Here is a 23232-nt window from a genome sequence, read left to right as displayed (position 1 = left end):
TCTTCTTATTTTAAGTATGATCTAATTGTAACAATCCGTTGCGTGAACGACATGGAACCGAATGGCACTTTCTCCCTCACTACGGGGGGAGGGAAATGTATACTTTCGGATACGGCATGGTATACTTTTGTACCATGCTTTGTCGATTATGGAAAAAGAAATCGAAAAAAGCCTCAAAATCACAAAGCTTGGTGATTTTGAGGCTTTTCTTTCCACTCGCATATGAAAGTGCAGCGTAGCTTATAGAGTCAGCGCATCATACCATGTTTGTTGGCTCGTACTTTGCCAGACCGATAGCATTGGCATACAATGCTGCCTGCGTACGATCCGCCAGCCGCAGCTTGGCCAAGATCTGACTGACATGCTTTTTGACTGTGAACTCACTGATAAATAACCGGGATGCAATTTCACGATTGCAAGCTCCTTGTCCCAGCTCGACCAGCACTTCCTTTTCCTTTGGTGTCAGGTCGTCGGTCAGATTGCCCGCATCTTCACGCAGCTTGTTTTCGAGAATAGCCGGATCATAATATTTGCGTCCTTTGTTGACAAGATGAATCGCGTAAATTAATTCCTCAGGCAATGCTTCCTTAAGCACATAACCGTCCACGGAAGCTTCCTCTGCTTTCAGAAAATCTTCACGTGTTGCAGAAGAGGTCAGCAAAATAAATTTGCTTCTGAAACCGCGTCCGCGCGCTATCTTGATAATATCCAGCCCCGATTCATCAGCTAGTTTCAAATCCAGCAGCACCAAATCCGGATCCGTTTCCTCGATCACCACAAGTGCTTCCTGTTGATTCTGGGCCTCTCCCGCAAACTGAACATTGGGCTGCATGGATATAACCGCAGCGAGTCCTTTCCGTACTAAAGGATGATCATCGACAATGACAATTTTCATGATTCGGCCTCCTGTCTACAGTTCAGGATTTGCATAATCCCTATGTATCCGATTGTTACCGCAGATTTTGTATTGCAGAATGTTCACACATTTTATTCGAGGATTTTGCAAAATCCTCATTCATAAGCATTTACCGGAATGGACAATCGGATCTGTGTTCCCTCTCCGATTCGACTTGAAATATCAAATTCGCCTCCCATCGATTGAGCTAAATATTCCATATTCATCATGCCCAGGCCCCCGCCTGCACTGACCGCCTCACCTCCTGCTACCATTCTCGCCGTCTCAAACCCTACTCCGTCGTCATGAATAGACAGTCTAATCACTTGGGGCGTCAATTTTAACTTCACATCAATTCGCTTGGCCAATCCATGACGGATTGCGTTCCCCGCCGCTTCGGAAATGATGCGGAACAAAGCCTTTTGGTACAAATACGGAAGTGAATAATGATCACCATGAATGTCAAAATCAATTTGTACATGGTTCAGCTTGGAGAGTGTATGCAGATGACTTTTCACCGTCCCTAACCAAGTTGAGCCTCCGCTTTTTTTCGAGCTTAGACTATGAATCGCCCCTTTCAGCTCTCTAACCGCTTGGTTGGCAGATTGCTGAATTAGATCAATTTGCTCCTCCACCTGCTCCTTTGGCTGATGACACCAGGTTTGCCGGAGAGAATGCGTTGCGTACACAATACCAAAAAGACTTTGAGAAACATTGTCATGCATTTCATTTGCAATCCGGTTCTGCTCATTCGTCACAATCAGCTGATTTTCAATACGCTCCAGCTCATAGCGCTCCAAGAACACAGCGCTCAGCTCAGCCAAGAATATCAGTTGTTGCACGAGCCAGCGTCTTCCTGTCAGACTTTGATCCGGGCCCAGCTTGAGGCCAATCGTCGCTACAAAACGGGTCGTCATCGGTACTGTGATCATGAGGAAATCGCCCCATTCTGGCAGATGTCTGAAAAATGGTTCACGCTCTTCCCTGAATTCCTCCCGATAATTCCCCAGCTCCTCAAATAGCTGCTCCTCCTCCTCTACCGTCCAGCCTGTCTGGCTGCTTTCCGGTGCATCCTCCTCCTGACTATCCAGCCAGAAAAATGCACGGCTCTGCTTTGTTAGCTTGACAGTATAGTCTGAGATGACCTGGCCGAGATTTAAAGCCTCATTGTGGCTGGTCGTCTCCATGATGTGGTAAATCGACTTGATATGATCCATCGTCTCATTGGCTTGTTCTTTAGCCACCTTCAGTTCGTCCTTCATGACGCCGATAACCTGCATTGCCATCGTAGTTACGATCAGTACCAGAAACAAATTGATATTCTGCAATATAAGATCCCACAAAAAATATTGACCTGGTGTAAAAAAGATATAACAAAATGTAAGCACCAAGCCGATATAAGAAAGGAGGAGTGTCCAACTGTATCTCATAGACAGATGAGCACAAGCCACCAGCATGGGGGTAATCACATACCATTTGAACGGGCTATCCATCCCTCCGGTTGGGAATAACAACAAAATGATCCCTGCTGTTTCTAGTGCAATGCTGCATTTCAATACCATATCATGAAGTCTGTATTTACGGTAAATCCAAGTAAATGCTGTAACGGATAAAAATAGAAAACCAATCAGTAATAGCTTCTGCCACACGATTAACCTAGATGATTCGAACAGAAAAACAAGTGACGTTAAAGATAGTGATACATAACGGTATAAAAAAATCATTTTGTCTTCTGCTGACTTCCTCAACTTCATCCTGTCACCCTATTCTGTGTTTTGAAGGGACGATGGGCATATTAGGTTTGTTTGTGTACTCTAAAAAAATCATAACCAATCCAAAAATAAATAACAAGACATAAACTCTTACGTAAACGGTTACATTCCAAAAAATTTGGTACTTTTTATAACATATTTACCGTTTCAGGAAAACATTTTGGGGGTAATGTCAGAATTTATGACGTTTGTCAAGGAAATGAATCACATTTTTAGTAATTTAAAAAAGACTTGCTGGTACCACCGTGATTATAACAGCGGTATTCAGCGAGTCCTTTTTTAGTAAATTTGGTAGTCTACATTTTAGCCCCCGGCACGCGCCAATTCACGCATATTGGCTTCAAATGCTGCCAACAGAGCTTCATCTCCGCTCAAACCAGTTGCCTCTTCTTTTTGGATCTGTTCAACCATACGCTTGTAATCCTTTGGAATCACCCGTACAAACTGCTGAATCGCAGTCTGCCAATCATCCAAAATACGTTGTCCCGCTTCACTACCCGTGTAAGTAACATGGCGTTGAATCAAGCCGCGCAAATCCGCTGCTTCTGCAGGTTCTTCCACACCTTCCAGCAACACCATTTCCAGATTACAACGGCTCAGGAACGTCCCCTCAGGGTCATAGACATATGCAATACCTCCGGACATTCCGGCTCCAAAATTCCGTCCGGTTCCACCCAATACCGCTACACGTCCGCCCGTCATATATTCGCAACCATGATCCCCAACGCCCTCAACTACAATTCGTGCGCCGGAGTTCCGAACGGCAAAGCGCTCGCCTGCGATTCCGCTAATGTAAGCTTCACCGCTGGTCGCTCCATACAAGGCTGTATTTCCGATAATAATGTTCTCTTCTGCCTTAAAGGTCGCTTTGTGAGACTTTTTCACAATAACCTTACCGCCAGATAACCCTTTACCAACATAGTCATTGCTATCGCCTTCCACACTCAGCGTGATGCCTTTCGGAATAAATGCCCCGAAGCTTTGACCTGCCGATCCAATAAAGTTAAAGCGAATCGTATCCTCAGGCAGACCCGCCGCTCCATACTTACGGGTGACCTCGCTGCCCAGAATCGTTCCTACCGCCCGATTCACGTTTGTAATAGGTAAGGTACCCTCAACAGGCGTTCCGTTCTCCAGCGCTTCCGCAGCCATCGGTACGAGCTGCTGCATGTCGAGTGTTTCTTCCAGACCGTGATTTTGGCGTTGTACGCGGTAACGTACACTACCTTCTTCCAACTCAGGAACATGCAACAGCAAGCTCAGATCTACGCCCTTCTTCTTCCAGTGTGAATCGGCGTTCACGGTATCCAGACAATCCGTACGTCCAATCATTTCCTGAATCGTACGGAAGCCCAATTCCGCCATAATTTCGCGGACATCTTCTGCGATGAAACGCATAAAATTCACCACATGGGCAGGATCGCCCATATAATTTTTGCGCAGCTCCGGATTCTGCGTAGCCACACCAACTGGACATGTATCCATTTGGCATACCCGCATCATAATACAGCCCAACGCCACGAGCGGCGCTGTAGAGAAGCCATATTCTTCCGCGCCCAACAGGGCAGCTACTACCAAATCGCGGCCAGACAGCATCTTGCCGTCTGTCTCCAATACCACGCGGTCGCGCAGGTTGTTTAACATCAGCGTCTGATGCGTCTCCGCCAGACCCAGCTCCCAAGGCATACCCGCATGGCGGATGGAGCCTTGCGGGGAGGCGCCTGTACCACCGTCGTAACCGCTGACCAGAATGATGTCAGCACGGCCTTTTGCTACCCCTGTAGCAATCGTGCCTACGCCTACCTCTGACACCAGTTTTACGTTAATGTCAGCACGTGGATTAGCGTTTTTGAGATCATAGATGAGCTCTGCCAAATCCTCGATAGAATAAATATCGTGATGCGGCGGTGGTGAAATCAAACCTACTCCTGGCGTAGAACCACGTACCTCAGCGACCCAAGGGTATACCTTACGCCCTGGCAGCTGTCCACCTTCGCCCGGCTTCGCGCCTTGCGCCATTTTGATCTGAATTTCGTCGGCATTCACCAAGTAATTCGATGTTACACCGAATCTGCCCGACGCTACCTGCTTAATCGAACTGCGACGAGAATCGCCATTGGCATCCGGTATGAAACGTGCAGGGTTCTCCCCACCTTCACCCGTATTGCTCTTGCCACCGATCCGATTCATTGCAATCGCCATATCTTCATGCGCTTCCTGACTGATCGAGCCAAAGGACATGGCTCCTGTCTTGAAGCGACGCATAATGGATGCAGCCGATTCCACTTCTTCCAGCGGCACAGGCTCACCCGTAGGCTTCAACTGAAGCATGGAGCGGATCGTTAAATGCTGTTCCGTTTCGCCCTGCACCAGCTTGGCGTATTTCTTGTATAACTTGTAGTCTCCAGAGCGAACCGACTGCTGGAGCAAATGCACCGTTTGCGGGTTAAACAAATGCTCTTCCCCGTCGTTACGCCATTGATAGTCGCCGCCCGAATCCAGCACTTTGTCGTTGCCGTCCTTGTCGGTGAAAGCACGGTTATGATGAACCAGCGCTTCCGTAGTCACTTCCTCCAGACCGATACCGCCAATGCGGGAAGGTGTCCAGGTGAAATAACGGTCGACAAAATCCTGCTTCAGACCTACGGCCTCAAAAATTTGTGCTCCACGGTACGACTGAATCGTGGAAATACCCATTTTGGACAATATTTTAACGACACCCTTTGTTGCCGCTTTAATATAATTTTTAACTGCCTTTTCGTGCGAGATGCCGCGCAGCAAGCCCTGCTGAATCATGACATCCAGCGTTTCAAAAGCCAGATACGGATTAACCGCGCTCACACCGTAGCCAAGCAGCACCGCATAATGGTGAATATCCCTTGGCTCCCCGGACTCCAGCAAAATGCTCACACGTGTACGTGTACCCTGCTTAATCAGATGGTGATGCAGGCTGGAAACAGCTAGCAACGCCGGAATGGCTGCATTTTCCGCATCCACTCCACGGTCGGACAAAATCAGGATGTTATGACCTTTGTCAATGACACGGTCAGCCGCCTCAAACAATCCTTCCAGCGCCTTGCGTAAACCCTCAGCACCTTCCTTCGCTTCAAAGAAGATCGGAATTGTCATTGATTTGAAGCCAGGACGGTGTACGTGGCGAATTTTGGCAAACTCCTCATTCGACAACACCGGTGAATCCAAACGAATTTGACGACAGCTTTCCGGTTCTGGATGCAGTAAATTGCGCTCTGGCCCAATCGTAGTTGCGGTTGACGTTACAATCTCTTCACGAATGGCGTCAATCGGCGGGTTCGTGACTTGGGCGAACATTTGTTTAAAGTAATTGTACAAACGTTGCGGACGATCAGACAGCACCGCCAATGGTGCGTCGTAGCCCATTGAGCCAATCGGTTCTGCACCTGTAAGTGCCATCGGCTCCAGAATTTTGCGCAGTTCTTCAAACGTATATCCAAAAGCGAGCTGAAGCTGATTTACATTTTCATGTTTAGGCTCTGGCTGTTCTAGTGCTTCCGGCAGCTCATCCAGATCAACCAAGTGCTCATCCAGCCATTGCTGATAAGGTTCCTCGGAAGCGATACGTTCCTTTAACTCTTCGTCAGAAACGATACGGCCTTCTTGGGTATCAACCAACAGCATACGACCCGGACGGAGACGATCCTTATAGAGCACATTTTCAGGAGCAATATCCAATACACCCGCCTCTGAAGACAGTGCGATCAGATCGTCCTTGGTCACATAATAACGTGCAGGACGCAGACCGTTGCGGTCGAGAATTGCCCCAATCTGGATACCGTCTGTAAACGCCATTGCAGCAGGTCCGTCCCACGGTTCCATCATGGTGCTGTGATATTCATAAAATGCTCGCTTCTTCGGGTCCATGGTTTCATGCTTGTTCCAAGGCTCCGGCACCATCATCATGGCTACATGAGGAAGGGAACGTCCGCTCAGATACAGAAACTCCAGCGTATTATCAAACATGGCTGTATCGGAGCCATCTGGGTTAATAACTGGTTTTACCTTCTTGATATCTCCACCAAACGCTTCGCTTTCAAACTGCGCCTGGCGAGCATGCATCCAGTTCACGTTGCCGCGCATAGTATTAATTTCACCGTTGTGAATCATAAAACGATAAGGATGCGCACGGTCCCAGCTCGGGAACGTATTCGTACTAAAACGGGAATGGACCAGCGCGATCGCCGATGTCACCCGCTCATCCTGCAAATCCAGATAAAATTTGCCTACCTGCTCGGTTGTCAGCATACCTTTGTATACAACCTTGCGACATGACAAACTTGGAATATAGAACGACTCGCCGTTCTCATCCTCTTGGTTATAGCGAATAGCAAGCTCTGCACGTTTGCGAATGACATACAGTTTCCGTTCGAAGTCCAGCTCTTCCTTCAGATCGCTACTGCGACCGATGAATACCTGACGCACGCCCGGTTTAGCTGCTTTTGCCGATTTCCCCAGCATTTCGTCATAAGTTGGAACATCGCGAAAACCCAAACAATTTTGACCTTCGTCCACGATGATATCTCTTAGCTTCTGCTCATGCACCTCACGAACTTTGGGATCATTGGATACAAAAAGCATACCAACGCCATAATGTCCGGCCTTTGGCAATTTGAAACCCAGTCGCTCCGCTTCCTCTTGAAAAAACAGATGAGGGACCTGAATCATAATCCCTGCTCCGTCACCGGAGTTTGGTTCACTTCCCTGACCGCCCCGATGCTCCATATTCACGAGCATGGTCAAAGCCTGACTTACAATATCGTGCGATGGTTTTCCCTTGATGTGGGCAACAAAGCCCATGCCGCAGGCGTCTTTTTCGAATTGGGGATCATATAGACCCTGTTTGGGTGGTAAACCTGTCTGTCTCATGGAACGCAACCTTTCTGTTATAAAGTCATGCTGGCCTGAAATACAGGCGGCCGAATAGAAGACAGTGGCAACAAGAGGTAACTCAAAGAACAACTACGAGGAATGGGGGACAAAACATGTGACGTATTCAAGGCGGTACGGTCCGCTGAATGCGTATGTTTTTCAATAATTATGCAATGGCTTGACTTGAAAAATACGTCGATTCCACTGATGAATCTAATTAGTTCTATCATTTTATCATTGACCTATCATGTTAGCAATTCAAAGTTTTTATGATTGTGATAATAAATCTTTTACATTACAGCTTCAACGTATCAATGCAAAAATATCTCATTTTTATGTATAAATATTCACTTTTTAAAAAAACAGCCTTCCCTATTCCTCTAAGGAACAGAAAAGGCTGACAAAGGAGATTTGATGAGTTTATAGACCATCAAGTGCATACCCGCAAATCAGATATCCGTATTAAAATTCGAGACTTTCGCCGGGCTTCAATGCTTTCCCTTCAATGCCTTCTTTGTGCAGACGATCACAGAAGCCGTCTCCGTCCTGCTCAATACCCGGGAACGTATTGTAATGCACCGGTATTACGCGGCTTGCACGCAGCCATTTTGCTGCCAGCAGTGCATCCTCCGGTCCCATCGTATAACCATCTCCGATCGGCAATACCGCAGCATCAATGGAGTTAGTTTCCCCAATGAGACGCATGTCGCCAAACAGGCCAGTATCCCCTGCATGAAAAAAGGTTTGGCCTCCCATGGTCAATAAAATCCCCGCAGGCTCTCCCATGTAAATGGGTTTTCCGTCCACCGTCAAAGATGAGCTGTGGAACGCAAGTGTGAATTTCACATGGAAACCGTCAAAGTGGTGACCCCCACCCAGATTCATACCGTGAGCTTTGGCCCCCAAGGATGAACAATATTCGGCCAGTTCCGCGACCGCGATTACTGGACAATCATTGCGCTTGGCAATTTCAACAGCATCTCCAAAATGATCGGCATGACCGTGTGTCAACAGTACGGCATCCACCTGAATATCCTCGGCCTGTACGGTTGCTTTAGGATTTCCCGTCAAAAAAGGATCAATAATAATCCGTTTCCCCTCTGCCTCTACCAGTACAACTGAATGTCCATAATATGTGATTTTCATATCATCTACGCCTCCTTTGTCACTTTCATTACTTTGGTTACTTTCCTTTACCCATTATACCTCTTTTGCATACTGGCTTCACCTGTACCACAAAATCCGTTCACAAAGCTGAACCCTATTGTTTAGAAAGGGCTGTTATTTGTAGAAGGCTGCCTTTATTTATAAAAGGTATGATGACCGATAGTTTTCACCTTGGTACGCGAATGATGAACCGTAAGGTCCTGGGCCAACGTAAGCGACAGGAAAAAACAGGTGTTATCAGGCACGGCTTTATGGCCGTTCAAAGCAGCAGTAACCGCACGGATGCTGTCCTGGTTGGGCTGAACACGACGAAGACGCCCGTTCGCGACCGGACTAAATTGCGCTTTTTGATAAATCACTGCCTGAATCGTATCGGGAAATGGGGCTGACCGCAGCCGGTTTAAGACAACGTTGGCAACTGCCACTTTGCCTTCGTACGGTTCGCCTTCTGCTTCTGCCATCACTATTTTTTGCAGCAGGAGCAGTTCTTTAGCGGAGACAGGATAGCTCCAGGTAGACAACGCCTTGTCATCCTGAGTGAGCATTTTTGTCTTCGTAAAGTAGATGGTTGTAGGAGGGGTTAGGATTGCGGACTTGCTATGCTGGACCTCAGGCTTTTTCTTGCCTGTAGCAACGTTATTCCGAGCTTGTTCCGCCTGCTTCATCTGGGAAGCGGGTAACGGAGTCGGCATGATTTCTTTCCAGCTTGGCTGCCCATGAGCAGCGACAAAGATGGGGCTTGTCCTGTTTGACCCGTTATGGGTCCCCATCCTGTCGCCATATGAAGGAGCCGAAGAGTTCCCTGACCAGCTCAGAGATTGCATAGGTGCATTTTTATGATTGTTCTGTGTTTGCTGAACCTCAGCGTAGAGGCCTATCCCCAATATACAAACAAGCAGCACACTCAAAAGAGGTGCAAACCAACGATGTTCTTTAACGATTTCCATAATGTTCCTCCCGTTAACTTTAAGCACATTCCTCAGATATGTAACCCAAAATGCGCCTTTTGAATAACGCTGAAACACTATATCACTAAATTCGCTGATAGATCAAGGGTTTCACCTCATTAATGGGAATGTTTGAATTATTTGGTACATTGGTTTTTGCCCCATTCGGGTTGCATATAAAACAAATTCTCCCACTTCCCACGGCTCGTCGCATCGGTCATTTGGCTGCCAAATAGACGGTGGAATAGGCTGTTCTCCTGTGTACGAACGTGCTAGGGTGATATGAGGTCGATAAGGTCGTTCCTCGGGTTTAAAACCCAGCGGTTCGGTAGCCTGGATTATGGAGTGGTACAGTTGATCCAGTGACTCACGCTGCCCGGTCACTCCCCTCCACAATACACGCGGAAATTCTTCACGGCCAAAAAAGCCCGCTTCTCCAATGCCGAGCGTGAACGGGCTATGCTCAGCTGCAGCTTGAACTAAAACCTGCTCAAGTTTTGGTATAGCCGCAGTCTCCACATCACCCAAAAACTGAAGTGTCACGTGATAATCTCTGAAATCACTCCATTTGCGAAAAGACAGGTCATTCAAATCCTGCTCCACCCAATCACGTAACTTCTTCTTATGCTCATTCGGGAGAGCAATAGCTGTAAAAAGTCTTTGCGATTCATCTTTCATCAACTTTTACCTCCTTTCCTATAGATATTTGTGGATATTATCAAAAAGTAGCTGTTTGGATTGTCCCTGATCAGGGTAAAGCCATTTGTTGTTATATATAGTGACACTGCGAGCTTGTTTTTACCCATCTTATGCAATTTTTTCGGCAATCTGTTATTCTTGAAAGGATGGTTCGCCAGAATATATTGGAAACTCCAAGGAATCAAAAATCGAGGAGGCTATGAACTATGGGAAACATTTTAAGCTTACATCAACTTACGGAAGAGCAAAAAAAACAAGTTCGTGCAACGGCTCCGGACTACGAGTTGATTATTGGCAAAGCTCAAGAATTAGAGTCTAAACAAATCCGGGAGGCCGAGGTTATTCTAGGCTGGTCCAAGCATATTGCCGAGGAGGCCTTACATCCAGACAGCAGGCTGAAGTGGATACAAACCTGGTCGGCTGGGATTGATAAGCTACCGCTTACCGAATTAGAGAAGCGTAGCATTTTACTAACGAATACAAGTGGTGTGCATGCAATTCCAATTACAGAGCAGATTTTTGGAATGCTGCTATCGCATACACGTTATTTACAGCAAGCAGCTATCTTGCAACGTCAGAAAACATGGCAGCCACCGAAAGGCCAACTGACGGAATTACGTGGCAAAACGCTGTTAATTACAGGCGTTGGCGAAATTGGCCGTGAAACAGCGCGGATTGCAGAAGCTTTTGGCATGCGGGTGATCGGAGTCCGTCGTTCTGGCAAGGAAGCTCCCCATGTAGAGCACATGTATACTAACGAACAACTACACGAAGCATTGGGAGCAGCGGATATCGTGGTAAATATATTGCCATTCACCGAGGAAACCCATCACTTCTTTGACGAAAAAGCATTTGCAGCTATGCGTAAGGGAGCCTTCTTCATTAATGTAGGCCGCGGTGGCACCGTTCATACGGATGCGCTTGTACGCTCTTTGGAGCAAGAGCATATTGCCTTTGCCGGACTGGATGTATTCGAGGAAGAACCGCTACCTGCTTCACATCCGCTATGGAGTCTGGACCATGTCTTGATCACACCGCATATTGCAGGCGATACGGACCGATATGCCGAACGGGCGGTAGATATTTTTCTTACTAATTTGAATGCCTATGCCGCTGATCAGGAGCTACCGCTGAATATGGTTAACTACAAAACTCAGTATTAACACACTACTTACAGATCCAGATTTCCCGACTCATACCTGGCTTATGTATGCGGCATTGCTCCGTAAGGGTCCAACCTGAGTCGGATAACAATGTTTCCATCGGCTCCGTGCTCACGACCACTGCCCGCGCGGCCAAGCGTCTCAGACTGCGCAGCATCTTCTTTTGTTCATCAGCCGGGAGCACGGAGCACAGGTTATAGGGCATATCCAATATGGCTGCATCGTATGTGCCTTCGAGCATATTCATATCCCCGAGCTTCACTAGATCTTCTCCATATCCAAAATGACGCAAATTCACTCGTGCCCCACGCACCGCCAACGGGTTGATATCACAACCGCGAATATCCTTGCCCATACTCAATGCCTCAATCATTACATTGCCCATACCACAACACGGGTCTAGCAGTTTCAATGAGCCTGGCTCTCCCTTTGCTGCTCTTAGATCAGTTGCTGCCAAATTCACAAGCGCTCTGGCTACCAGAACGGGTAGTCCAGTAGAATAGTTTTGCGGCTTCTGACGACGCTCCTGCCACGATCTGTCGCTATACTGACACGTGCCCAGTAGCCAACGTTCTCCTATTCGAATTACACCAAGGGTGATATCCGGTGTCTTCATTTGCGCCTGCCCCTGAATGCGTGCACCCATTCGGCGTTCGATCCCGCGCCGCTCGTCATAGTCAGCCTCATGGTCACCTTCTTTAAGGCACAACACCTTGAAAGTCTTTCCTTCCTCAAGTTGTAACATAGAAGCTGCTTCGCATAGCTCTTCAAGCGTTCCCGCATCTGTCATTACATCCAGCCGAAGATGAATAAACGGGCTTGTCCCCGGCTCCAGACGCCGATGGGACAATAGGATGGAGTCCTGCACGGGCGACTGACCGAACAAGCATTTTAATTCCAAAAGACACAACTCACGCTCTGTTTCATGACACGCATAGGTATAGACGTAGCTTGGTTTCATTTCATCGATATTCGTTTTCTGTTTATTCATGTCAGATCTCTTTTCATTTGGAATCAAGGCTAGAATTTACGGCCTCCGCTACTAGACGGTAGGAGTGAAGCCGCTGCTCATAATCGGGAATCGGTGCGACCAACAGAAACTCATCATTATCATATTTAATCTGCAAGCAGCGTAACCGTTCGGCAATATCCGACGGCGTTCCCACCAGCCAGCTGGCTCGCATTGCCGGGTCGCCCAATGAAATCTGACCAGTCCATTGCTGCGCCAGCTCATCCGTCAAGGCACATACTGCTCCTACAGCAACCATGGTACGTGGCTTGTCCATCCGGTTGGATGGCTGAAAGCTGGAGCGGTAAATGCTTAGCATTTCTTCCGTTTGCTGTTCACTCATAAACTGACCGAATACATAGCCCGTTGAATACTGGGCGGCATATTCGGCACTTTTTCGGTTTGTACCCAGCATCCACACTGCTGGTGGCTGTTCAGGCATCGGCCGGGCAAACACAGGCACCTGTTCATATTCGTATGTACCTTCCAGCAAAGCCAATAGAGCTTCCATCGTCTGCGGCAGCTCCGTCACATGTTGAAGAAAATTACCGCTCAGTGCCATCGAAGCATGAGGTCCCCCACCAGGTGCTCTCCCCAGGCCCAATTCGACTCTGCCAGGATATAGAGTGGCCAGCAAATGAAACCATTCCGCGACCTTGACTGGACTATAATGCGGGAGCAAAATAGCACCCGCACCCAGTTTGATTGTCTTCGTCACCGCTCCGATATGAGACAGCAGCACTTCCGGGCTGGAGGAAGCCAGCCCCTCCATATCATGGTGCTCCGAGGTCCAGTAGCGTGTATATCCCCATGCTTCTGCCTGTCTCGCTAGTTCACCAGCTCGTTGAACCGCCTGCTCCGGACGGTTACCGGGCAGCAACGGCACCATATCGAGCACACCGAGATTCAACCTTTTTATAGATAAAGACTGAGATTGCATAGATACATTCCTCCCTCCTGCTATCCATTACAAACCAGTTCCTTCTACTATATAGGGGTAATTTAAAGGTCAATCCAGATCATAAATGGAACCCACCTTCAGGCCGTATAACTCATTATAGATTTTTTCAGCAAAAGCATCGGTCATGCCTGCAATATAGTCTATGACCATATGCTCCCATGTCCAGATCGGTTTCGCCTTGGCTTGGTCGCGCTCATAGCGCTGAAGCCAGTCGCTTGGAATAATAGATTTGGACGTTTCCGGGTCTAGAAAAGCTAACCACAGCCGTCTGAGCATCCACTCACTCCGTTTTTGCAGTCGCTGTACGCGCAGATCGCGGATCATCGTAACCCAAGCAAAACTTTTCAACACACTCACAGTGCGCAGCATATCCAAATCTTCGCTTCCATCCCGTACGAAGGTCACCTTTTTCCAATTTCCATCATCAATTACACCCAAGCTGCTGACAAACAGGCTGACCCAGTATGCCTTCACTTCACGGCGGGTACGGGAATAATCGTGTTCACACATCGGCATCTTGCCGTTCCACACCTTCAAAAATTCGCTCAGCACAGCCGCTACCTTCTGCTCAATCTGAGCCAGTTGCCAGCCTTGCCAAAAGCTATCCTCCAACGTGGTGATTTTCTCCGTAATCAGACGAATTAAATACGGATCATATAAGAAGTGTTCGTGTACCTCGATTTTCCCAGCCTTAATCCCATCCTCCAGATCATGCGCAGAATAAGCAATATCGTCGCACAGGTCCATAAGCTGGGCTTCCAACGTTTTTTTGCCATCAGGGATACCCCAATCCTCGCGGATAGAACGTATGTATTCCCACTCATGCAGGTACAACCCTTTTTTGTTCAGAATCCCCGGGTACGGGTATTTGTTAATGCCCAGTAACACAGCGTCCGACAAATTCAAACCATCCACGTTCTCACGCTTCTCCAAAAACATAATCAGCCGGAAATTGTGTGCGTTCCCTTCAAAATGCTCATAAATTCGCCGCTCGCGCGCATAGGCCTCCAGTCCACGCTTAGACTCCGGTGTGAAGCCTCCGGCAGAGGATATCTTTTCTACCTTTGTTTCAATCAGTTGATCCAAAATCCCGTCCAGCACCTCTTCTCCCTTGTGTCCGAACGGCGGATGCCCAAAGTCATGTGCAATGGACGCACATTCCACCACCTCAGGGTCAATGATCAGTCCTGCGTTATCTGCCTGTTCCAGCTCTACTTCGGGATGGCGGCGCAGCAAGCTTCGTGATGCTTCACGCGCAATTTGCGCTACCTCCAAAGAATGCGTCAGTCGTGTACGGTAATAATCGCCCGTGCCTGCGCCAAATACCTGTGATTTACCCTGCAACCGACGGAAAGTCGGTGAATGGATCAAACGGGAGTAGTCCCGTTCATATGCGGCCCGTGAAGCGTCGCTTCGTGTCTGTTCCGCAAACTGCCGATGCTCTCTCTTGTCCTGCCATGTCATAAAGCCCACTCCCTACGTACTCAATTGGAGTGATTATACATTTTTTTTGCGCCTCAGGAAAGCTCACATGACTTTCAACTGTAAAAGTTACTTTTAGCGTCACTGCGCAGTCGGATGGTGCTTCCGAAGTGAGCTATCCTACGGAAAGCTCTTAATGTCATATAAAAAAGGTATTCACCAGCCATTTGATTCAGGCCAGAAAACACCTCTTTACTCAACTTTATATACCTCACCACTTTTGCTCTAACGCTTCGCCCTCGGGTCCAATACATCCCGCAACCCATCACCCATCAGATTAAAGCCCAATACGGTCAGCATAATAGATACCCCCGGAAAAATAACTGTCCACGGCGCGTTCTGGATATATTGCCGCGAATCGGACAACATTTTACCCCACTCTGGCTCAGGAGGTTGTGCACCCAAGCCCAGAAATCCAAGCGCTGCCGCTTCAATGATGGCCGTTCCGATCCCCAACGTTCCCTGTACGATGATCGGTGTCAGGCTGTTAGGCAAAATATAACGGAGGATGATTCGTGTATTGTTGGCTCCAAGCGCTCTGGCAGAAGTGATATACTCCTCCGTTTTGACACTCAGCACCTTAGAGCGAACCAACCGTCCATATGTTGGCACATTGACAATGGCAATGGCATACAACGCATTTTCCAATGAAGGTCCTAGAATGGCCACAATAGCAATGGCCAGTAAAATCCCCGGAAATGCCAGTAAAATGTCGAATAGCCGTGAGATGACCATATCTGCCCATTTTCCGTAAAATCCTGCGATTAAACCTAAGGCTGTTCCTACAATCATTGAACCAATAACGGACAAGAAACCGACCCACAACGAAATTCTGGCTCCATACAGCGTGCGAGTCAGTAAATCTCGACCGAGATCATCCGTACCGAACCAATGCTCCGCAGAAGGAGGCTGCAAACGGCTCACCAAATTTTGCTCTTTATAGTCAAAAGGAGCAATCCACGGCGCGATCAAAGCAATGATAACAAAGAAGATAATAATGCTCAGGCCGACGAACGCCATTTTATTGTGACGGAAAGCCCTCCATGCGTCTCTCCAAGGGCCAGTCACGACAGGCAAATGCGCCAATGTGCTGCGTGTCGTCGGTATGTTGTTGGGTTCCATTGAAAATTGTGACATCGGACAAGCTCCCCCTTGAACAATTGACGACTTGATTACTGATAACGGATACGCCGGTCGAGAACCGCGTACAGCAAATCGACAATCAGATTAATGATGACGAACAGGAACGCTATGATCAGAATTCCGCTTTGAATAACCGGATAGTCACGCGAGCTGATCGCTTCAAAAATGTACCGTCCGATGCCAGGCCAGGCAAAAATGGTTTCTGTCAGTACCGCGCCTCCCAGTAGTGAGCCAGTCTGAAGACCGATGACAGTAAGTACGGGGATCGCAGCATTTTTAAGCGCATGTTTGTACACGACTTGAAAAGATGCCAGCCCCTTCGCCCGAGCCGTACGGATATAGTCCGCATCCATAACCTCCAGCATGCTGGAACGGGTAATGCGCGCAATGACCGCCATTGGAATCGTTCCAAGTGCGATACTGGGCAGGATCAAATGCTTGATGACGGTCCACACCTGATCCATACGTCCACCTATGAACGCATCAATCACGGCTAAATGTGTCACAGCTTCCACCGGATCACGGGAATTCATGCGTCCGATGGAAGGAAGCCAATGCAGTTTATTTGCAAAGATCCACTGTTCCATCAAGCCTAGCCAAAAAATCGGCATCGATACTCCGACCAGGGCAATGACCATGCTGACATAGTCAAACCAGGAATTTCGCTTCCAGGCACTCACGATGCCGGCGTTCATTCCGACTACAACGGCAAAAAACATGCTTGCTACTGTCAACTCCAGCGTAGCCGCCAGATAAGGGACCATTTCCCGGGCAATCGGCTGCCTGGTGCGAATGGAATCGCCCAAGTCCCCTTGTGCCAGCTCACCTAAATAGGTCCCATATTGCTGTAACCACGGCTTATTCAGCCCCAATTGCTCACGTAGCGCCTGCTTGGACTGTTCCGTAGCCTTATCTCCCAGTATGGTTTCCGCCGGATCTCCCGGAATGGCATGAATAATGGAAAAAACGATGAGCGTCATGCCCAGTAATACAGGAATCAATATAGCCAGTCTTTTTACAATATATGAGTTCATATCCTATTCACCGCCTGCTTGCGTTTGGGCTATTCAAAATAAATATTTCCGTACGCTTCAATACCTGCCGGAGAAGGTACAAAACCCTTGAGGTTCGCTTTACCTGCCATCAGCGGTGTGCTGTGAACCAATGGAATCCACGGCGCATCCTGTTTAATAATCACTTGTGCTTGTTTATACAGTTCCGCGCGCTTGTTCTGATCGACCTCAACCTGAGCCTTCACCAATATTTTATGAAGTTCCTCATTCACATAAAAACTGCGGTTATTGCCTGGAATCGTATCCTTGTCCAGCAATGTATAAAGGAAATTATCCGGGTCACCATTGTCCCCGTTCCATCCCAGCATATACAGATCATCCTTTTCCCCCGCCTTAACATCATCCAGATACGTAGCCCATTCCGGGGATTGGATGTTTACTTTGACGCCTATTTTTTCAAAATCGGCTTGAATGGCCTCTGCCACCTTTTTGCCGTCAGGCATATAAGGACGAGATACGGGCATTGCATAGAAGGTTAACGGCTCGGGAAGCCCGTTAGGAAAGCCCGCTTCTGCCAGCAAAGATTTAGCCTTATCCAGATCATAGGCGTAGTCCTGAATACTATCGTTGTACCCCCATAGCGTAGGTGGCATCGGATTGACCGCAGGCTTAGCCTGCCCTGCAAACAATGCATCAATAATGGCCTGCTTGTTCACTGCGTGATTCAGTGCCTGCCGCACCTTGGGATTATTGAAGGTTTTTTTCTTTAAATTAAAGCCAATGTACGCCACATTAAAGGAGGGACGTTCAATTTTCACCAATTCGCTATTACCGTCTAACTGCTTTGCATCATCCGGGTTCAAATCCTCCATCAGGTCAATTTCCCCGTTTTGCAGAGCATTAAATCTCGCGGTATTGTCGGGTATGGAACGAACAATGATCTTTGCCAGCTTCGGCTGCCCCTCTTTCCAATAGTTTGGATTCTTCTCCAGCGTGATGGTATCATTCCGTTTCCATTCCTTAAATACAAAAGGACCCGTGCCGACCGGATTACTCTTGAAATCAGCCTTTTTCTCCTGAATAGCCTTGGGACTTGAAATACTAAAGGATGGCATAGCGATATTTTGTAAAAACGGCGCCTGCGGCTTGTTTAGTGTAAACTGGACGCTGTTCGCATCTACCGCTTTAACCTCCTTAATCACCCTACTTCCTTCAGGACCGAACATAGAATCATAATAGTCAAACGAGTCACCTTCAAATTTGTATGGACTTTTCGGATCAGCCCAGCGGTCAAAGTTAAACACAACCGCTTCTGCGTTAAAGTCACTTCCGTCATGGAATTTTACACCCTGACGCAGCTTGAACGTATAGACCAGTCCATCCGGTGATACTTCCCAGCTCTCTGCGAGCCCCGGTTGGATCTCCGTTGTATTTTCCTTATATTCCAGCAGTGTGTCGAACACTTGCATTCCGATTTTTAGCGACTCGCTTTCAGTCACAATGGCAGGATCTAGCGCCACGGAATCTCCGCCGCGTCCATAAATAAGCGTGTCCTGCACGCCCTCTCCTGCTCCGCTTGGTGTTTTCCCTGCCTCTGGCTTTGCTCCTTCACCTGATCCCCCACAACCGGAAAGCGCCAAAACAGCTCCTAGCGCAAGCACCAGCAGAACGGTCCAGATTTTGTGTTTTGCATACTTTTTGCTCATGCAGCAAACCCCTTTCACACCTTATATATTGTTAATTCGTTGATACCGGATGAATGCCAATTCTTTGAATTGACATGACAAGCTTGTCCTCAAGCTGTGGTCCCAGGTTCCGAGTCCATCAAATAGGTGTAGTAGGGAAGGTATAGAGGTTCTATGGACAGGCTTTGATTGAAAAATACTGGCACAGAAGTGTTCATAATCTAGTGGTGTAAGAGATGATATAGGGTAATGAATAGATGTGATGTAATAAATAGAAAGAGGAGTATGTTAGGTCGTGGTGAAAGTGTGATATATACTCACAAACAGTGAATATTATACTCAAACAAAGTTGATTATTGGATACTTTACTATAAAATCTGGAAGCAGACAAGGGGGTTTTTCATACATTACGATATGTTTTTATACATCATGTCAATTAATATTACAAACCAACTTACACGATCATATCAAATAAATGCTCCTGCTCGGGGTCTTCAACCTCCAAGCAGGAGCATAATCTTACCTCAAAAATGTATTCAGCACCAAACTTACAGACACGGCTTGGGCTCCTTTTACGATAGAGAAATGATCGCCAGGCACTTTATGCGTGAACATTTCCCCCTTACAATACAATTCCCATCCTTTATATCCTAATTCCCAGGTATGTTCTGAAATAAACAAACATACAGGGGCCTTTACCGCTCGATCGGGCTGGTAGACATGCTGCATTTTCACCCAATGATTCACACTTTTAAAGCGTTCTAATAATTCACTCCGTCCCAACTCATTAAATTCAGGTAGCAAGGGGAGTACACTGGCTGGAAATGCTCGCTTCCACAGCGATAAATCCAACGTTTCTTCTATCCTCTCCAGTTCCCGAATATGGTGGTCCCAGTGATCTTCCTTGCCATACTTCAAAGGTGGCAGTGTGTCCAGAATGGCCAAAAGTTCGACACGTTCTTCTTGTTCTTCCAATTGACGGGTTATTTCGAAAGCAAGCGTTCCACCCATACTCCACCCCGCAACATAATACGGACCTGATTCCTGAATACTTTTCAATTGATTCACATATCGGTGTGCCGCTTCCTTCATCCCGGCTGTTTTATGTTCAGCAAGAATCGAAGCATCCATTTTTATGCCCCAATAATTCCAAGTCGCTGTAAGTCCGTTGACCAATTCCATGTAGCAACTGACATCCAAGCTTCCATCATGGATGAAAAAAAGGTGCTTATCCTGCGATGTGCCGGGCTTTAAGAGGACAAGCGTGTCTGCTCTGGCTGGAAACACACTTCTTTCCTTTCCCTGCAATGCACTTGCCAGTTGGCGGATGGTAGGAAAAGTAAATAATTTGGTGAGCGGTAGGTCTATCCCCAACTCACGCAAAACTAGCGAAACCAGCTTGGTAGCCTTGAGCGAGCTTCCTCCCAGGGTGAAAAAATTGTCCGTTACGCCAATGCGATCCGTCGGCAGGTTCGTGGGCAGAACCATCGACCAGATGCGAACCAGCTCCTGTTCCAGTTCATTGCAAGGAGGAACATATTCATTCTCCCGCAGTGCTTCAAGATCAGGCTCCGGCAACGCGTTCCGATCGACTTTGCCATTCACGTTCAGTGGCAAACGCAGAAGTCGGATCAGACAGGCAGGAATCATATAATCCGGCAAATACGTAGCCAGCTCCAGCCGGACTTCTGCCTGTGACATTTCTACGTCGGAAACAAAGTAAGCACAGAGGTATTTGATCCCGTCGCTGTGTTGGCGAACAAGAACGACTGCTTCCTGAATCCCCTCTATATGTGCAAGCCGAGCCTCAATCTCGCCGGTTTCAATACGGAAGCCCCGAATTTTGACCTGGTGATCCATGCGACCCAAAAATTCAAGCGTTCCGTCAGCCAGCCATCGGGCACAATCTCCAGAACGGTACATACGCTCTTCTGGGAGCCAGGGATGAGAAACAAATTTGGCTGCCGTTAATTCCTCCCGAGCCAAATAGCCACGCGCCAATCCTTCACCTCCAATGCACAGCTCACCCGGCACTCCAATGGGCTGAAGTTGATTGGACGCGCTCAGGATATAGACCTGTGTATTGGCGACAGGCTTGCCAATCGGTACGTTATGGTCATAGTCCTCCTGAATCGTATGGAACGACGTAAAAATTGTATTTTCCGAAGGACCGTAGGCATTGACAATCGTTAAATTCGGCTGGGCGGCGCGAAGGAGCTTCATATGCTGCGGAGACAAGGCGTCTCCCCCGGTCATGATCAATCGAAGTCCAGTAAAGATGGAAGGTTTCTCATCAATCAGCTGATTTAGCAAAGGAGCCGTGAACCATGCCATCGTGATTTCATACTGTGCCATCCTCTTGCCGAGTATGTCGGCAGATAAAAGCTCTTCTTTTTCAATGAGATACAAGGTTGCCCCACTCAGCAGCGTTCCCCACAGTTCAAAAACCGACACATCAAAGGCCAGGGAACACGTCTGCAATATTCGATCCTCTTGCGTAATAGCCAACGGCCCCGGCTCTAACACTAGGCGGGCAAAGGATTGATGCTCAATCATTACACCCTTCGGTTGTCCTGTAGACCCTGAAGTATAAATAATGTACATCACATTGTGCGCCTGATTGCTGTCCTCCAGATTACGGGGTTCTCCCATATAGAGACTCTGGTCTGTGAGCAATAACATGTCCACCCCAGGGAAGCGCCTAGTGCTGGCAGTCGGTAGAAGGCATATTTTCGCCTGACTATCCTGTAAAAGATATTGAACCCGTTCATCCGGGTAGAGCGGATCAATCGGCAAATAAGCGGCCCCGGCCTTCAAAATAGCTAAAATACCAACAATCATCTCCAACGCAGGCGTAGCTAAAATACCGACGACATCTTCTGCCTGAACTCCCTTTTGCCGTAAAACCCGCGCCAATTGATTGGCACGCTCATTTAATTCATTATACGTCAGTTGCTTTTCTTTCCACCTCACGGCTGGATGGTCAGGCGTCCGTATCACTTGCTGTTCGAACAGTCGATGGATGGTTACTCCATGCGAATTTTTTTCGTGTGCATTTTTGCTGTGGGTCTGATTGAAAGTATGAAGTAAAACGGTGCGCTCTTCTTCTGTAACCATATCAATGTCTTCGATCCGAATATCGGGTTGTTCGCCAATGATTTCGACAATTCTGGCAAAATGCCGTAGCATACGGCGGGCGCTTTCCTCCGTAAACAACGCTTTGCGATATTCTAATTCCAGCCCAATACCCTTATGCATCTCGTATGCATACAAGGTGATATCAAATTTAGCGATTTTATGTTCAAAAGTATAAGGAGAAAACGTGACCTCTGATGCCTGCACGACAGGCTGCGGTACATTTTCCAATACAAAGCAAGCATCAAATAAGGGATTACGACCACTGATTCGTTCAGGATTGACCTGCTCCACCAGCATATCAAAGGGGTAGTCCTGATGCTCAAACGCAGCAAAAGTTCGGTCTGCCACTTCTTCCAGAAAATCAGAGAACCGCTTGGTTCTCTGCGGTTTTTGGCGCAAGGCGAGCGTGTTCACGAACATGCCTACAATCCCTTCAAACTCGGAATGAGTCCTTCCTGCGACAGGTGTTCCGATGACCAGATCCTCCTGTCCGGCATATTTGGACAGAAGGATGCTGTACGCGGCGAGTAGAACCATATACAACGTAACATTGTGCTGCAAGCATAATGCACGCAAGGAGTGAGCCGTGTTAGCTTCAATCGAGTACGATACGATCCCACCGCTGTAATCGGACCTTAAGCCTTTTCCATCTGTAGGCAGCGACAGCAGAGGAACATCCTCTGTAAATTGGTTCAGCCAAAATTCACCTTGCTTCTGAATATGAATGTCGCTTAATTGATCGTTTTGCCAGATCGTATAATCGACATACTGAAACTCTAATGGAGCAAGCTCCTGCCCCTGATATAGAGCCATCAGCTCTTCAAATATAATGTTGATGGTCACCGCATCCGCGATGATATGGTGGATATCAAACAGGAACAGAATTTCCCCATCAACCAAAGGTACAAGCTCAGCCCGCCATAGAGGGGCTTCGTTCAGATTGAATGGACGGATAAACTCGTTAACAAGCTTATCCGTACTCTGATCCGAACGTTCTCTATAGGGAATCGATACGTCGATTGATTCATGAACGAGTTGTAAAACCTCACCGTCCTTTTGAGTAAAGGACGTTCGCAAGCCCTCATGACGTTCTGTCAGTCTACACCATGCTCTATACAGCCGCTCCGGCTCCAGCGCTCCTTTGATGATTCGAATGCTGGGCATGTTATAGATGATGTTAGGTCCGAGAAGATCATGAATCAGATATAGCCGTTTTTGCGCCGAAGATGTTTCATATCCTTCATAATGCATGA

At 47.6% G+C, this 23232-nt stretch carries 14 protein-coding genes; 1 reads left to right on the top strand and 13 read right to left on the bottom strand.

The window, feature by feature from the left end:
• Positions 1-256: 256 nt before the first annotated feature.
• The 6 genes from KAI36_RS05930 to thpR all read right to left on the bottom strand — a co-directional run bounded on the left by KAI36_RS05930 (position 257) and on the right by thpR (position 10364).
• Complete coding sequence (locus tag KAI36_RS05930) at positions 257-895, bottom strand: response regulator (RefSeq protein WP_029516189.1); 639 nt, start codon at positions 893-895, stop codon at positions 257-259.
• 116 nt (positions 896-1011) lie between these two features.
• Complete coding sequence (locus tag KAI36_RS05925; RefSeq protein WP_028543112.1) at positions 1012-2649, bottom strand: sensor histidine kinase; 1638 nt, start codon at positions 2647-2649, stop codon at positions 1012-1014.
• Between the two features lie 321 nt (positions 2650-2970).
• A complete protein-coding gene (gene gltB / locus KAI36_RS05920) occupies positions 2971-7569 on the bottom strand; it encodes a glutamate synthase large subunit (protein WP_068938671.1) in 4599 nt (1532 codons plus the stop codon).
• A gap of 465 nt (positions 7570-8034) precedes the next feature.
• Complete coding sequence (locus tag KAI36_RS05915; protein ID WP_104496511.1) at positions 8035-8718, bottom strand: metal-dependent hydrolase; 684 nt, start codon at positions 8716-8718, stop codon at positions 8035-8037.
• Between the two features lie 155 nt (positions 8719-8873).
• The gene (locus tag KAI36_RS05910) at positions 8874-9686 is read right to left on the bottom strand and encodes a cell wall hydrolase (protein ID WP_220027241.1); all 813 of its coding nucleotides are present in this window, start codon (positions 9684-9686) and stop codon (positions 8874-8876) included.
• A gap of 111 nt (positions 9687-9797) precedes the next feature.
• Positions 9798-10364, bottom strand: coding sequence for an RNA 2',3'-cyclic phosphodiesterase (gene thpR / locus KAI36_RS05905; protein ID WP_220027240.1), 567 nt, complete (start codon positions 10362-10364; stop codon positions 9798-9800).
• Positions 10365-10591: 227 nt separating this feature from the next.
• Between thpR and KAI36_RS05900 the strand changes: the two genes are divergently transcribed.
• A complete protein-coding gene (locus KAI36_RS05900; RefSeq protein ID WP_220027239.1) occupies positions 10592-11548 on the top strand; it encodes a D-2-hydroxyacid dehydrogenase in 957 nt (318 codons plus the stop codon).
• Positions 11549-11552: 4 nt separating this feature from the next.
• On the opposite strand, the gene KAI36_RS05895 is transcribed toward KAI36_RS05900, so the two are convergent.
• From KAI36_RS05895 to KAI36_RS05865, 7 genes are all read right to left on the bottom strand, one after another.
• Positions 11553-12539: a TRM11 family SAM-dependent methyltransferase gene (locus KAI36_RS05895; RefSeq protein ID WP_220027238.1), complete on the bottom strand. Its 987-nt coding sequence runs from the start codon at positions 12537-12539 to the stop codon at positions 11553-11555.
• Positions 12540-12552: 13 nt separating this feature from the next.
• Complete coding sequence (locus KAI36_RS05890; RefSeq protein WP_220027237.1) at positions 12553-13497, bottom strand: MsnO8 family LLM class oxidoreductase; 945 nt, start codon at positions 13495-13497, stop codon at positions 12553-12555.
• Between the two features lie 69 nt (positions 13498-13566).
• Positions 13567-14982, bottom strand: coding sequence for a deoxyguanosinetriphosphate triphosphohydrolase family protein (locus KAI36_RS05885; RefSeq protein ID WP_220027236.1), 1416 nt, complete (start codon positions 14980-14982; stop codon positions 13567-13569).
• A 243-nt stretch (positions 14983-15225) separates the two neighbouring features.
• On the bottom strand, positions 15226-16137 hold the full coding sequence (gene nikC, locus KAI36_RS05880) for a nickel transporter permease (protein ID WP_023987407.1): 912 nt from the start codon (positions 16135-16137) through the stop codon (positions 15226-15228).
• A 35-nt stretch (positions 16138-16172) separates the two neighbouring features.
• On the bottom strand, positions 16173-17177 hold the full coding sequence (locus KAI36_RS05875; RefSeq protein WP_071639850.1) for an ABC transporter permease: 1005 nt from the start codon (positions 17175-17177) through the stop codon (positions 16173-16175).
• A 29-nt stretch (positions 17178-17206) separates the two neighbouring features.
• Positions 17207-18862 carry an ABC transporter substrate-binding protein gene (locus tag KAI36_RS05870; RefSeq protein WP_220027235.1) on the bottom strand — a complete coding sequence of 552 codons (1656 nt, stop codon included), beginning with the start codon at positions 18860-18862 and terminating at the stop codon, positions 17207-17209.
• A gap of 498 nt (positions 18863-19360) precedes the next feature.
• Positions 19361-23230 (bottom strand): non-ribosomal peptide synthetase, encoded by a 3870-nt coding sequence (locus tag KAI36_RS05865; protein WP_220027234.1) that lies wholly within the window; start codon positions 23228-23230, stop codon positions 19361-19363.
• Positions 23231-23232: the final 2 nt, after the last annotated feature.

Origin of the sequence: Paenibacillus sp. S02, from assembly GCF_019454065.1 — a bacterium.
GTDB classification, from domain to species: domain Bacteria; phylum Bacillota; class Bacilli; order Paenibacillales; family Paenibacillaceae; genus Paenibacillus; species Paenibacillus polymyxa_B.
This window is presented reverse-complemented; position numbering and strand designations above follow the sequence as displayed.

Bases quoted from the DNA above. Each gene is read 5' to 3' on its own strand.
- KAI36_RS05930 (WP_029516189.1), bottom strand. From the start codon at position 895: ATGAAAATTGTCATTGTCGATGATCATCCTTTAGTACGGAAAGGACTC.
- KAI36_RS05925 (WP_028543112.1), bottom strand. From the start codon at position 2,649: ATGAAGTTGAGGAAGTCAGCAGAAGACAAAATGATTTTTTTATACCGT.
- gltB (WP_068938671.1), bottom strand. From the start codon at position 7,569: ATGAGACAGACAGGTTTACCACCCAAACAGGGTCTATATGATCCCCAA.
- KAI36_RS05915 (WP_104496511.1), bottom strand. From the start codon at position 8,718: ATGAAAATCACATATTATGGACATTCAGTTGTACTGGTAGAGGCAGAG.
- KAI36_RS05910 (WP_220027241.1), bottom strand. From the start codon at position 9,686: ATGGAAATCGTTAAAGAACATCGTTGGTTTGCACCTCTTTTGAGTGTG.
- thpR (WP_220027240.1), bottom strand. From the start codon at position 10,364: ATGAAAGATGAATCGCAAAGACTTTTTACAGCTATTGCTCTCCCGAAT.
- KAI36_RS05900 (WP_220027239.1), top strand. From the start codon at position 10,592: ATGGGAAACATTTTAAGCTTACATCAACTTACGGAAGAGCAAAAAAAA.
- KAI36_RS05895 (WP_220027238.1), bottom strand. From the start codon at position 12,539: ATGAATAAACAGAAAACGAATATCGATGAAATGAAACCAAGCTACGTC.
- KAI36_RS05890 (WP_220027237.1), bottom strand. From the start codon at position 13,497: ATGCAATCTCAGTCTTTATCTATAAAAAGGTTGAATCTCGGTGTGCTC.
- KAI36_RS05885 (WP_220027236.1), bottom strand. From the start codon at position 14,982: ATGACATGGCAGGACAAGAGAGAGCATCGGCAGTTTGCGGAACAGACA.
- nikC (WP_023987407.1), bottom strand. From the start codon at position 16,137: ATGTCACAATTTTCAATGGAACCCAACAACATACCGACGACACGCAGC.
- KAI36_RS05875 (WP_071639850.1), bottom strand. From the start codon at position 17,177: ATGAACTCATATATTGTAAAAAGACTGGCTATATTGATTCCTGTATTA.
- KAI36_RS05870 (WP_220027235.1), bottom strand. From the start codon at position 18,862: ATGAGCAAAAAGTATGCAAAACACAAAATCTGGACCGTTCTGCTGGTG.
- KAI36_RS05865 (WP_220027234.1), bottom strand. From the start codon at position 23,230: ATGCATTATGAAGGATATGAAACATCTTCGGCGCAAAAACGGCTATAT.